This window comes from Trueperella sp. HMSC08H06, assembly GCF_001808465.1.
GTDB lineage: Bacteria > Actinomycetota > Actinomycetes > Actinomycetales > Actinomycetaceae > Trueperella > Trueperella bernardiae.
Map to the genome: position 1 here is coordinate 40163 of NZ_KV793339.1, position 12509 is coordinate 52671.

Annotated in this window: 11 protein-coding genes; all 11 read right to left on the bottom strand. The window is 65.7% G+C overall.

Annotated features, from left to right (window positions below; translation table 11 throughout):
* The 11 genes from HMPREF3174_RS00190 to purU all read right to left on the bottom strand — a co-directional run bounded on the left by HMPREF3174_RS00190 (position 1) and on the right by purU (position 12496).
* Complete coding sequence (locus HMPREF3174_RS00190; RefSeq protein WP_062613921.1) at positions 1–441, bottom strand: cytidine deaminase; 441 nt, start codon at positions 439–441, stop codon at positions 1–3.
* Entirely contained in the window at positions 438–1748 is a 1311-nt protein-coding gene (locus HMPREF3174_RS00195) for an ABC transporter permease (protein ID WP_068538475.1), read from the bottom strand. Before HMPREF3174_RS00195 ends, HMPREF3174_RS00190 begins: the two co-directional genes overlap by 4 nt.
* A complete protein-coding gene (locus tag HMPREF3174_RS00200) occupies positions 1745–3055 on the bottom strand; it encodes an ABC transporter permease (RefSeq protein WP_082661210.1) in 1311 nt (436 codons plus the stop codon). The genes HMPREF3174_RS00195 and HMPREF3174_RS00200 overlap by 4 nt, the downstream gene beginning before the upstream one ends.
* Entirely contained in the window at positions 3056–4597 is a 1542-nt protein-coding gene (locus HMPREF3174_RS00205; RefSeq protein ID WP_070444934.1) for an ABC transporter ATP-binding protein, read from the bottom strand.
* A 78-nt stretch (positions 4598–4675) separates the two neighbouring features.
* Positions 4676–5758, bottom strand: a complete 1083-nt coding sequence (locus tag HMPREF3174_RS00210) for a BMP family lipoprotein (RefSeq protein WP_062613918.1) — start codon at positions 5756–5758, stop codon at positions 4676–4678.
* A gap of 174 nt (positions 5759–5932) precedes the next feature.
* The gene (locus HMPREF3174_RS00215) at positions 5933–7009 is read right to left on the bottom strand and encodes a mannose-1-phosphate guanylyltransferase (RefSeq protein ID WP_070447275.1); all 1077 of its coding nucleotides are present in this window, start codon (positions 7007–7009) and stop codon (positions 5933–5935) included.
* A complete protein-coding gene (locus HMPREF3174_RS00220) occupies positions 7006–8271 on the bottom strand; it encodes a YihY/virulence factor BrkB family protein (protein WP_062613916.1) in 1266 nt (421 codons plus the stop codon). Before HMPREF3174_RS00220 ends, HMPREF3174_RS00215 begins: the two co-directional genes overlap by 4 nt.
* Positions 8272–8279: 8 nt before the next feature.
* Positions 8280–9113, bottom strand: coding sequence for an exodeoxyribonuclease III (locus HMPREF3174_RS00225; RefSeq protein ID WP_062613915.1), 834 nt, complete (start codon positions 9111–9113; stop codon positions 8280–8282).
* Between the two features lie 105 nt (positions 9114–9218).
* Positions 9219–10103, bottom strand: coding sequence for a tetrahydrofolate dehydrogenase/cyclohydrolase catalytic domain-containing protein (locus tag HMPREF3174_RS00230; protein ID WP_068538479.1), 885 nt, complete (start codon positions 10101–10103; stop codon positions 9219–9221).
* Positions 10100–11386 carry a serine hydroxymethyltransferase gene (gene glyA, locus HMPREF3174_RS00235; protein WP_070447278.1) on the bottom strand — a complete coding sequence of 429 codons (1287 nt, stop codon included), beginning with the start codon at positions 11384–11386 and terminating at the stop codon, positions 10100–10102. The genes HMPREF3174_RS00230 and glyA overlap by 4 nt, the downstream gene beginning before the upstream one ends.
* 264 nt (positions 11387–11650) lie before the next feature.
* Positions 11651–12496, bottom strand: coding sequence for a formyltetrahydrofolate deformylase (gene purU, locus HMPREF3174_RS00240; protein ID WP_148132134.1), 846 nt, complete (start codon positions 12494–12496; stop codon positions 11651–11653).
* Positions 12497–12509: the final 13 nt, after the last annotated feature.

Consider the following 12509-nt stretch of genomic DNA (forward strand, 5'->3'; position numbering starts at 1 on the left):
TCAGTCCTTAAAAACCGTCTTCGCCATGTCAACGCTATCTTCGCTGCCGTACGCGGTGAGGTCACGCGGCCCGAAGGCCTCCGGGAGCACGTACGTCATCGGCTGGGGTCCCGTCTTGGGCATGTACACCAGCAGCTCCGGCCCTCCGAATTCGTACAGCAGCTGACGGCAACGGCCGCAGGGAACCGCGGTTTCGCCGTCGCCCTTCACACACCACACCGCCGCGAGCTGACCCCCGCCCGAGCGGACGAGCGCGGAAACCATGCCGTTCTCCGCACACGTGCCCAGGCCGTAGGAGGCGTTCTCCACGTTGCAACCGGAGACATAGCGGCCATCGGTGGTCACGCCCGCCGCCCCCACCGGGTAACCCGAGTACGGCGCGTAGGCGCTATGCATTGCTTCAATCGCCAGTTCTTTTAAGGCGTTCCAGTCAATATTCATGATTTCATGTAGGGGATATTCTCGGCCGCCGGCGGCTTGGACTTACCCACGAAGCCGGCCACGGCAATGATGGTCACAATGTAAGGGATCATGTTGAGCAGGTTGGACGGGATACCGCTGTGTAGCGAGGGCACGAGTTGGGCAACCGCGCGGGCGAAGCCGAACATGACGGCCGCGCCCATGGCACCCACCGGGTGCCACTTACCGAGGATCATGGCCGCGAGGGCGATGTATCCATTACCTGCGGAAATGTTGTCCGTGAACGCCAGGCCCGTTCCGATGGTGAACGAGGCGCCACCGAAGCCGGCCATCGCCGATCCGAGGATCGTGTTGCGCGTGCGGGTGCGGTTGACGTTGATGCCCACCGTGTCCGCGGCCCTCGGATGCTCGCCACAGGCGCGCAGGCGTAGGCCCCAGCGGGAACGGAAGATGAAGATCGCCAGGAAGATCACCGCGGCGTACATGACGTAGACGATGATGGTCTGGTTGAACAGCATCGGGCCGATCACCGGGATCTCGGACAGGCCCGGGATCTTGATCGCACTCAGCGAGTAGCGGTTCGTGTTGAACAGCTGCTGGTCCTGGGTCATGATCGTGTCGTAGAAGAACGCGGTCAGACCGAGCGCCAGCACATTGAGCACCACGCCCACGATGATCTGGTCCACGCCGTAGCGCACCGCGAACAGCGCGAGCAGGGCGCCGAGCAGCGCGCCGGCCACCGGGGCGAAGAGCAGGCCGATGTATGCGTTCTTGAAGAACGACGCCGCCATCACGCCCGCAAACGCACCCGCCAGGAGCTGGCCCTCAATGTTAATGTTAACCACGCCCACGCGCTCACAGATCACGCCGGACATCGCGCCGAAGATGAGCGGGGTGGAGATCGCCACCGTCGCACCCAGGGTGGAGGTCAGCGTGACCGCGCCCGCCGAACCGGCGCCCGCGAAGATGAGGAAGGACAGGATGGTCACGGTGCCCACCAGGAGCATCGTCACCAGGTCCAGGGTGCGGCCCATCTTGCCGTACTTGCCACGCGAGAGCGTGGACAGGATCGACCAGACGGTGCCGGCGAGTGCGATGATGGCAAACACCCACAGGAACAGCGGGGCGTCAATCGTGGCATCGTCCATCGTGTAGGACTGGCTACGGTGCCCCAGGCGCAGGATCGTCTCACCCTTGGCGTTCAGTGCGAAGAAGACCAACAGGAGGGTCGCCAACGCGTACGTGATCGGAAGCTTCCACGACAGGCGAGTCTTCACTTCCTCATTCTCCGCCACCTGCGGAGCCTCGTTGCGAACGTCAACGCTCATTGCTGGCCTCCCTTGTTCAGCTCGTCGGTCGCTTCCGCGGTGTCCCCTGCCACGCTGATCCGGCTCTCGTCGCGCACGGGCTTGACGCTCTCAGTGACGACGCCGGCCGCCACCAGGTCATTCGCGTTCTCTTCGGTCACGTCGATGCCGCGCTCGGTCAGCGTGATGTACTGGCGCAGCGTGACGGTGTTCGTTGACGGCAGGCGGAAGATCCAGCGCACGAGCGCCGGGGCCGCGATGAGGAGAACGATGATGGACTGCAAGATGAGGATCATGTCAACCGGCACGCCCCTGGTCTGCATGATGTAACCGCCGGCCTTGAAGGCGCCGAACAGCAGGCCCGCGAAAAAGGTGCCGAGCGGCTTGTTGCGGCCAAGGAGTGCCACCGTGATCGCGTCGAAGCCGACCGTACCGGCCACGTTCGACGAGACGTACCCGATGGTGCCGAGCGCCTCGTTCGCGCCGGCGAGCCCGAGGAAAGAGCCGGAGACGACCATCGTCAGCGTGGTCACCTTGCCCACCGAGATGCCCGCGGTACGGGCAGCGTTCGGGTTGGCGCCCACCGCGCGGACCTCGAAACCGAAGGTCGAGCGCTCGAGCACCCACCAAAACAGGATCGTGGCCAGGATGGCGATGATGATACCCGCGTGGAGCTTGAACGGCGCGGGCAGCAACGGGCTGAGCGCGGCCGAATCGGCCACGGTCGGCGTTTTCGGGAAAGACGAGCCGGGCACCTGCCAGGCCGGCTGCAAAAGGATGTAGCCAAGGGCGAGGGTGGCGATCGAGTTGAGCATGATCGTCACGATCACCTCGTTCGCGCCCGTGCGCGCCTTGAGCACGCCCGCGATTCCCGCGTACAGCGCGCCGGCCACGATGCCCGCCAGCAGGGCGAGCAGGGTGTGGATGACCGGCGGGAAGGACATGTTGAAGCCCACCCACGCCGCGCCGAGCGCGCCGAAGATCAGCTGGCCGGCACCGCCAATGTTGAACAAGCCGGCGCGGAAGCCGAAAGCCAAGCCCAGGCCGCCGATGATGAGCGGGATGGCATAGAAGAAGGAGTCGGTAATCGGCTTGATCTGGCGAACGAAGGTCGAACCCTGCGGGTCGAAGATCGCGCCGCGGAACATCGCATAGTAGGCCTCAAGCACGTTCGAGCCGGTGAGCGCAATAAGAATGCCACCGATGACGAACGCGATGAGCACCGCGAGCACCGACACGAGCCAGCCGGAGCGCACGCACCTGTAGACCAAGCCCTTGATGTAGGTGCCCACGCCCGCCTTGCGCGGGGAGGTCGTATTCTGAGCCATTTAGAGCTCCTCCTTCGGGGTCTGCGACATCGCCAGGGCCTCCTCCTGGGGCACGCCGGCCATCATGAGGCCGAGCGCGTCACGCGAGGTGTCAGCGGGGACGGTGCCGATCACGCGGCCGCGGTACATGACGACGATCCTGTCAGCGAGCGCCACCACCTCATCCAGTTCGGAGGACACGAGGAGCACCGGGGTGCCCGCGTCGCGCACCTCCACGATGCGCTTGTGGATGAACTCGATCGAGCCGACGTCCACGCCGCGGGTGGGCTGGTTCGCGATCAGCAGCTCAAGGTCACGCGAGAGCTCACGGGCCACGACCACCTTCTGCTGGTTACCGCCCGACAGGGTGGAGATTGGGTCGTAGACCGAGGTCAAGCGGATGTCGTACTCCTCCTGCTTGTCCAGCGAATTCTTGTGAATGACCTTGGGGCGAAGCACGCCGCCAGCCGAGAACGGCTTGTCACGGTACTGGTCGAGCACCAGATTCTCGGCGATCGAGAAGCTGGCAATCACGCCGTCCTTGGAGCGATCCTCGGGGATCTGGCCGATGCCGTCTTCGATGGTCTGACGCACGCCGTGTGCGGTGATATCGGTGCCGTTGAGCAAAATCGTGCCGCCCGCAGGCTCCTGCAGGCCGACGATGGTCTCCGCAAGCTCGGTCTGGCCGTTGCCCTGCACACCTGCGATGGCCACGACCTCACCCTTGTTCACCTCGAAGCTCACGCCGTCGAGCACCCTGGTGCCGGCGGAGTCGAACGCGGTGAGGTTGTCAACCACCAGGCCCGGGCCGGCCAGTTTGGCCGGCTCCTTCTCCACCTGCATCATGACCGGGCGACCCACCATGAGGGTGGCCAGCTCGGCCTCGGTGGAGGTCGGGTCTGCCGCCCCCACCACCTTGCCACGACGGATGACCGTGATGTCGTCCGCAACGGCGCGGACCTCACGAAGCTTATGGGTAATAAAGACGATCGAGGTACCGGCGTCCGCGAGCTGGCGCATGATCGCCATCAGCTCGTCCGTCTCCTGCGGGGTGAGCACAGCAGTGGGCTCATCGAGGATGAGGACGCGGGCGTCACGCGAGAGCGCCTTAACAATCTCCACGCGCTGCTGCGCGCCAACAGGGAGATCCTCAATCTTGGCATCCGGGTCAAGGTCAAAGCCGAAGCGGGCGGAGACGTCCTTGACGAGCTTGCGCGCCTTGGCGATATCAATGAGGCCCGCGGCCTTCGTGGGCTCGTATCCCAACGCGATCGACTCGGCGACCGTGAAGACGGGGATGAGCATGAAGTGCTGGTGGACCATGCCGATGCCGGCGGCAACCGCGTCGCCGGGACCGCTGAACTTCTGGGGCTTATCATCCAGAAGAATTTCGCCCTCGTTCGGCTCGTAGAGGCCGTAGAGAACATTCATCAACGTTGATTTACCTGCGCCATTCTCACCGAGAAGCGCATGGATGTGGCCTGGTTCGACCACAAGGTCAATGTGGTCGTTCGCCACGAGGGTCCCAAACCGCTTGGTGATCCCTCTCAGTTCGAGTTTCACGTGTCTGCCTTCCTGTGACAGTAAACGGGGAGGCCCGGCCCTGGACGGGCCGGGCCTCCCCAGGTTGCTTAGACAGGACTAGTTGCTCTTCGGAGAGGCGTCAGACTCAACCTTGAGCTCGCCAGACTTGATCTGCTCCTCGAGCTTGATGATCGCATCCTTCAGCTCGGCCGGAACCTTGTCCTCGAAGTTGTGGTACGGAGCGATGGACACGCCACCGTTCTCGAGGGTACCCACGTACGGATCGGACGAGAACGTGCCCTCCGAGCCAGCCTTGATCGTATCCTCGACGGAGGCCGCGATCTCCTTCATGACCGAGGTCAGCATGAGGTCGGCGTAGTCGGGAGCGGTATTGAACCAGTCGGAGTCAACACCGATGAACATGACGTCGCCAGCCTCTTGGGCGGCAGCGGCGGCACCGAGGCCGACCGGGCCGGCAACCGGCATGATGACGTCAGCGCCCTGGTCGATGAACTGCTGGGCCTGCTGCTTGCCGAGAGTCTGGTCATCGAAGGAGTTGGTGAACGCACCGGCCTGCGAAGCCTTGTCCCAGCCGAGAAGCTTGACGGAGGTGCCCATGTCCTCGTTGTACTTGGCCACGCCGTCGGCGAAGCCGTCCATGAAGATGGTGACCGACGGGATCTGCAGGCCGCCGAAGGTGGCGACCGTGCCGGTCTTGGTCATGCCAGCTGCCAGGTAACCGGCGAGGTAGGCGGCCTCGGCGGTGTTGAAGACGAGCGGGCGGCCGTTCTCAACCGTGACGGTGGCGTCGCCGTCGGTGAAGAAGGAGTCGACCAGGCCGAACTCGATGTCCGGGTTGTTCGCAGCGGCATCCTGGAGCGGCTGCTCGAGCAGGAAGCCAACGCCGATGATCATGTTGCAGCCGTCAGCGACCATGGCCTCGACATTCGGCGCGAAATCCGCGTCCGAGGACGACTCGGCCGTCTTGACCTGGATACCGAGCGACTCCTTGCTCTGCATGAGGCCGTTGTATGCGGATTCGTTGAACGAGCGGTCATCCCAACCGCCGGCGTCCGAGACGAGGCAGGCCTTAAAGTTGGACTTGCCCCCTTCCGAACCGTTGTCCCCGCCGCCAGAGCAGGCGCTGAGTGCAAGAGCAGTTGAGGCCAAGACGGCCGCAAACTTCTTGAAATTCCTCACGGATAACTCCTTCGTAACCTTCGTGTGCTACTTTCACTACCCCTGTGCAGTGATCACATCAACTTTAGCGCGCGTGTGCGCGGTTGTCGCACAGTGACGAATCTGTAATCTTTTCGCAATAATCCCGTTTAACAGTTATTAGCTATCTGTGCACTAATGTATGTTCCCGGGATTTTACCGAATTTCGTCCATACCCACGGCAGAAATCTGCTCTACGATAGCTTTCACTTCTTGCGAACACGCAATATTAGTGACGAGAATCGCATTTTCCGACTCGACAATCACCGCGTTTTCTAAACCGAGTACGGCAATTGGCTTCGAATGCGTGTACACGAGCGCGCCCGGGGAGTCGATCGCGATCACCGGCTGCGCTCTCCCGCCTGGGGCCACGTGCGCGCTCCCGTCCAGTAGCTCTCGCAGCGAGGCGTAGTCGCCGACGTCGGACCAGCCCATCTCCACCGGCACGACGGCGACCCCGCCCATCTCGGCCAGCGGCTCGGCGATCGCGTGGTCGATGGCGATCTTCTTCAGCTCCGGCCAGTGTTCGGCGAGCACGTCCGGCCCCGCCGCCGTGTCGTAGGCCGCCGCGATCGCCATGATCCCCGCGTACAACCCCGGCTGGAAGCGCTCGAGCGCGCCGAGCAGCACCGAGGTCTTGACCACGAACATCCCCGCGTTCCACCGGTACTGATCGGTGGCGAGATACTTGGCGGCCGTGGCGGCGTCGGGCTTTTCCACGAAGCGCTGCACGTGGCGCGCCGTCCCCTCTTCCGCAAGCACCTCCCCCTCGTAGATGTAGCCAAAGCCGGTGGCCGGGTGGTCGGGAGTGATGCCGATGGTGGTGAGGTACCCCATCTCGGCGGCTCGCTCGGCCTCCGCGAGCGCCGCATGGAACGCCGGTACGTCGGCAATGAGGTGATCGGCAGCGAACGATCCGATCACGACGTCCCCCGCACGCTTGGCGATGACGGCCGCGGCGAGCGCGATGGCGGCCATGGAATCGCGCGGTGAGGGCTCGGCGATGATCGCGTCCTCCCCCAACTCGGGCAGCTGGGCGGCCACCGCGTCGCGGTGCGCCACGCCTGTCACCACCGTCACGGTCTCCGACACGGGCGCGAGCCGGTCATAGGTCTGCTGGATGAGCGTGCGCCCGGCCCCCGTGAGGTCGGTGAGGAACTTCGGGTAGTTGCGCCGCGAGAGCGGCCACAGGCGCGTGCCGGCACCGCCGGCGGGAACGATGGCGTGGATCATTGCTCATCCTCAATCACGACGTCGCCCCTCTTGACGGCGGCGTTCTTCGAATTGGTGGTGTAGTGAGTGGAGGCGTAGAAGGCGTCCCACGCCCCATCCTTATAATCCTGGCGGGCCTTGGCGAGCGCGGCCTCGGCCTCGCGCATGCCCTGTTCGGCGGCCTCGATCCGCTTCCGGGCGCGCCGTTCGCGCAGGCCCTTCCACTCCGGGGTCTGCTCGGCGGTGGGCTCGGGCGGGTCGGGGGCGATGATGCCCGAGCGCGGGTCATGCACCCAGCTCTTCGTGTCGGGTACGGATTCCGTGACGTAGTTCGGGGTCTCCTCCAGGTGCTCCACCTGGGAGGGCGTGGGCTTGCCGGGGGCGGGCGGGTTGGCCGCCACGCACGCCGCAACGAGCAGGAGCCGACCGAGGAAGTTGATCCACAGAAGCAGCGTGGCGATCGCGGCGAAACCGGCGAGCAGCGCGTTGTTCGACGCCGAACCCACCACGGCCGTGCCTGCGGTTCTCAGCACGGCTGATCCGATCGCGGCCGTCACCCCGCCGAGTGCCAGGTCACGCAGCGGGGTCTTGACCCCGGACATGACGCGGATGAGGTACATGACCACGGCGGCGTCGATGACGAAGGCCGCCGCGTAGGTGCCGGCCGTGATGAGGGAGTTGCCCGCGCCGCCCGAGATGCCGAGGAAGTCGAAGACCCTCTCCCCAAAGAGCTGGGTGACCGAGACGAGCAGCGTGGTGGACAGCACCCCAAGTCCGAGCACCAGGAATCCCGACAGGTCGAGCAGCTTGGCGGCCACGGCATTGCGGGGGACCATGATGATGCCGAACATCGACTGGATCGTCATGCGCAACCCGCCCATGAGCGAGATCGACGACCATAACAACACGAGCAGCGCAACGAGGGAGGCCAGGTTGAATGGATCCTCCACGATCAGGTCATTCGGATCGAGCAGGCCGCCCGCGTTCGCCTCGGTCTTGAGGATGCCGGGCAGAGCCGTGTCGATCGTGGCGAAGAGGTTTTCGCGCAGCTGATCATTGCCGCCCAGAGTATAGGAGAAGACGGTCAGCCCGATGGTGAGCGCTCCGGCCAGCGCGAACAGCGCCGAGTAGGCGATGCCTCCGGAGAGCTGGGCGCCGCGAGCCACCCCGTAGCGCTGGAAGGCCCGTACGATCCGCAGGTTCATCACCCACTCAACGAGCCGGATGGCCTTGCGCACCGCCACCGGCGGAGGGCTTTTCTTTTCTCGGATCTGCGCGCTCATGTCTCTCCTTAGTCCTGGTAGTCAACGACGAGCGGCGCGTGATCCGACCAGCGCATATCGTACTGGCTGGCCCGATCCACCCGGGCATCGACGGCGAGCGCCGCCAGGTCCGGGGTGGTCATCTGGTAGTCGATGCGCCACCCGGCGTCGTTATCGAAGGCCTTGCCGCGCTGGGACCACCACGTGTATGGGCCCTGCGCCTCGCCCACCAGCGCCCGCTGCGTGTCCACATAGTCGGCGAACCAGCGGTCGAGGTAGGCGATCTCGGAATCGAGCACGCCGGCGGTCTTGTTGTGGTTGGGCTTCCAGTTCTTGATGTCGAGCGGGGTGTGGACGATGTTGAAGTCCCCCGCCACGAGCACGTGCGGGAGGTCGGCCGGGCGCTCGGCCCGTAGCGCGGCCAAGCGCAACGTCACCCTGTCAAGGTGAGAATACTTGGCCGCCATCTTCTCCGCGTTATCCGCCACCCCCGAATGCAGGTAGGCCGAGACGAAGGTGGTGCCCAGCTCCGGCACGTCCACCTCGATCCAGCGCCCAGTATCCACGGCCGGCTCCGCGAGCGCGCCCGCATCGTCCGGTTCCAAACCCGCTTGCAGGCCGCGGCGCACGGCGCCCAGCTCATACTCGGTCTTCACCGCCACCGCCACGCCGGCGCGCCCCTTGAGGGCGGAGGCCTGCTCCACCACGTGGTAGCGATCGCCGATCAGGCCAGCGACCAGCTCCTCGGGCGCGCGCACCTCCTGGAGCAAGATGACGTCCGCGTCCGCGGCCTCGATCCACTCCCCCATGCCCTTGCGGGCGGCTGCACGGATTCCATTGACGTTGACTGTGGCGACAAGCATGCGACCTCCTCGCTCCAAGCATACGGGCTGGCTCCGACATTCGCAGGGGCGGCCGGTGCCGCTACGCCCGTGGCTAACGACGCCGGCGCCCCCGGTTACGTCCGTTTAGACCCGCCCGGCCGCGGCATTCTCCCCGGCCTCGACCACGTTGAGCAGGAGAGTGGCGCGGGTCATCGGCCCCACCCCGCCCGGGTTGGGCGAGAAGTAGCCGGCCACCTCTCGAACCGCCGGGTCGACGTCGCCGATGATCTTGTTCTTGCCCGTTGCAGGATCGAGCCTTCGGGTGACGCCCACGTCGAACACGGCGGATCCGGGCTTGACCATGTCGGGCGTGATGAGTCCGGCCACGCCGGCGGCGGCCACCACGACGTCGGCCTCCCGGGTGTGCCGGGCGAGGTCGCGGGTGCCGACGTGGCAGGCGATGACCGTAGAGCCGACCTTCTCGTGGGTGAGCAGGAGGGAGAGCGGGCGGCCGGCAGTTTGGCCTTGACCCACCACGCACACCACCGCGCCGGCCCACTCGACGCCGTGGCGCTGGCCGAGCTCCACAATGCCGCGCGGAGTGCAGGCGATCGGGGTGGGCAGCTCGCCGCGCGAGGTGGAGGCGAGCCGGCCGACGTTGAGCGGGCTCAGCCCGTCCACGTCCTTCGCCGGCGCCATCGCCTCCACGATCCGCTCCGTGTCGCACTGCGGGGGCAGCGGGAGCTGGACGATGAAGCCGGTGACGGCCGAGGCCTGGTTGAAGTGCTCGACGGCGGCGAGCACGTCCTCGGTGTTGGCCTCCCGTGGTAGCTCGATGCGCAGCGACTGGATGCCGACTTCGGCGCAGTCGCGGTGCTTGGCGTCCACGTAGATCTTCGACCCCGGGTCATCCCCTACGAGGATCGTGCCCAGCCCGAGCACAACTCCGCGCTCGCGCAGGGCGGCCGTGCGCGCGGCGACCTCTTCCTTGATCGAGGCCGCCGTGGCCTTTCCGTCCATGAGGATCATGCGAACTGGTCCAGCCCTTCGTACAGCGGGAAGTCGGCGGCGAGCTTGGCAGTGCGGGCGCGTAGGGCCGCCACGTCCGCATCCTTGCCGTCGCGCAGGGCGGTGGCGATGACGTCAGCGACCTCGCGGAACTCATCCGCGCTAAAGCCGCGGGTGGCAAGCGCCGGGGTGCCGATGCGCAGGCCGGAGGTGACAGCGGCCGGGCGCGGGTCGAACGGCACGGTGTTGCGGTTGACCGTGATGCCGACCTCGTGGAGCAGGTCCTCCCCCTCCTGGCCGTTGAGCTCGGCGTCGCGCAGGTCCACCAGCACGAGGTGGACGTCGGTGCCACCGGAGACCACCGCGATACCCTTCTCGGCCACGTCGGGCTGGGCGAGGCGCTCGGCCAGGATCTTCGCGCCCTCGAGCGTGCGGCGCTGACGGTCTTTGAACTCGGCCGTGGCCGCGATCTTCAGCGCGATCGCCTTGGCCGCCACCACATGCATGAGCGGGCCGCCCTGCTGGCCGGGGAAGACGGCCGAGTTGAGCTTACGGCCGAAGGTCTCCGCGTCACGGGAGAGAATCATGCCGGAGCGGGGCCCGCCGATGGTCTTGTGGATCGTGGTGGTGACGACGTCGGCATAGGGCACCGGGTTCGGGTGCAGGCCGGCGGCCACAAGGCCCGCGAAGTGCGCCATGTCCACCCACAGGTAGGCGCCGACCTCGTCGGCGATGTCGCGGAAGGCCTGGAAGTCGAGGTGGCGCGGGTAGGCCGACCAGCCGGCGATGATGAGCTTCGGCTTGTGCTCGAGGGCCTTGGCCCGCACGTCGTCCATGTCGATGAGATACGTGTCGGGCGAGACGCCGTAGGCGACCACGTTGTAGTTCTTGCCCGAGAAGTTGATCTTCATCCCGTGGGTGAGGTGGCCGCCGTGGGAGAGCTCGAGGCCCATGATCGTCTCCCCTGGCTTGAGCAGGGCGTGGTAGATGGCGGCATTCGCCTGGGCGCCCGAGTGCGGCTGGACGTTGGCGTACTCGGCGCCGAACACGGCCTTGGCTCGCTCGATCGCGAGCGATTCGGCCACGTCCACGAACTCGCACCCACCGTAGTAGCGCTTGCCAGGGTAGCCCTCGGCGTACTTGTTGGTCAGCACCGAGCCCTGCGCTTGGAGCACGGCGCGGGGCACGAAGTTTTCGGAGGCGATCATCTCGAGCTGTTCGCGCTGGCGGTTCAGCTCATCATCAAGAACCTTCGCGATGTCCGGGTCGAGGTCGCGCAGCGACTGGTTGAAAAGGTCGGTCATCAGAATCTCCCCATATCTGGCCCGTAGGCCCTATGCGACCACGTGCCCAGGCGAACGACCCGCGGTCAATTCTGTGCCGCTCCCCGGTGGTGACCACCTACGCCAGTCGCGACCCGCCCAGTCTACCCCAGCCCTTCTTCTTGCCGACCGGGCGGTACGAGCTGTGAGACTTACCGTCTTAGAGCGCGAACGACGCCCGAGCCGTGGGCCCGCGTCCCCGGCGCGGCGGGCGATGGTGCGCGGCCGGCGTCGCCCACCAGACGTTTAGGAGAAGATAACGGTGCGGTTGCCGTTCATGAGGATGCGATGCTCGGCGTGCCACTTGACCGCCCGGGAAAGCACCTGGCGCTCGACCTCAGCGCCCTTGGCGCGAAGCTCGCGCTCGTCGTCGTCGTGAGCCACGCGCACCACGTCCTGCTCGATGATCGGGCCCTCGTCCAGGTCGGAGGTGACGTAGTGGGCGGTGGCGCCGATGAGCTTGACCCCGCGCGAGAAGGCCTGCTGGTAGGGGCGGGCCCCCTTGAAGGAGGGAAGGAAGGAGTGGTGGATGTTGATGACGTTGCCGGCCAGGCGCTCGCACAGCTCCGAGGACAGGATCTGCATGTAGCGGGCGAGCACCACCAGTTCCACGCCCTCGTCCTCGATGAGCTGGAGTAGCTCGGCCTCGGCCTCCGCCTTCGTCTCGGCGCTGATCGGGATGTGGATGAAACGCTTGTTGTAGAAGTCGGCCAGCGGCTGGAGAGTGGTGTGGTTACCCACCACGCCCACGATGTCGATGGGCAGGAGCCCTTCGCGGTTTTTCGACAGGAGGTCGGACAGGCAGTGAGCGTCCTTCGTGACCATGACCAGGGTGCGCAGGGGCGCGTCAGCCTCCGACAGCTGGTAGGTCATCTGGTGGTTGGCCGCGAGCTGGGCGAACGCCGCCTCAATCGTGGCCTTTCCGCCGGGCACGCGCGCCCGGATGCGGACGAAGAAGTATCCCGACTCGGGGTCATTGAACTGCTGGGATTCCATGATGTTGCCGCCCACGGTGGCGAGCAACCCGGTGATGGCGTAGGTGATGCCCGGCTTGTCGGGGCACTTTACGGTCAGGATGAGGTCCTCAGTCATTGCAACAGGATAG

Excerpts from the sequence above, each read along its gene's own strand:
- HMPREF3174_RS00230 (WP_068538479.1), bottom strand. The coding sequence starts at position 10,103 with ATGATCCTCATGGACGGAAAGGCCACGGCGGCCTCGATCAAGGAAGAG.
- glyA (WP_070447278.1), bottom strand. The coding sequence starts at position 11,386 with ATGACCGACCTTTTCAACCAGTCGCTGCGCGACCTCGACCCGGACATC.
- HMPREF3174_RS00190 (WP_062613921.1), bottom strand. The coding sequence starts at position 441 with ATGAATATTGACTGGAACGCCTTAAAAGAACTGGCGATTGAAGCAATG.
- HMPREF3174_RS00200 (WP_082661210.1), bottom strand. The coding sequence starts at position 3,055 with ATGGCTCAGAATACGACCTCCCCGCGCAAGGCGGGCGTGGGCACCTAC.
- purU (WP_148132134.1), bottom strand. The coding sequence starts at position 12,496 with ATGACTGAGGACCTCATCCTGACCGTAAAGTGCCCCGACAAGCCGGGC.
- HMPREF3174_RS00225 (WP_062613915.1), bottom strand. The coding sequence starts at position 9,113 with ATGCTTGTCGCCACAGTCAACGTCAATGGAATCCGTGCAGCCGCCCGC.
- HMPREF3174_RS00215 (WP_070447275.1), bottom strand. The coding sequence starts at position 7,009 with ATGATCCACGCCATCGTTCCCGCCGGCGGTGCCGGCACGCGCCTGTGG.
- HMPREF3174_RS00195 (WP_068538475.1), bottom strand. The coding sequence starts at position 1,748 with ATGAGCGTTGACGTTCGCAACGAGGCTCCGCAGGTGGCGGAGAATGAG.
- HMPREF3174_RS00220 (WP_062613916.1), bottom strand. The coding sequence starts at position 8,271 with ATGAGCGCGCAGATCCGAGAAAAGAAAAGCCCTCCGCCGGTGGCGGTG.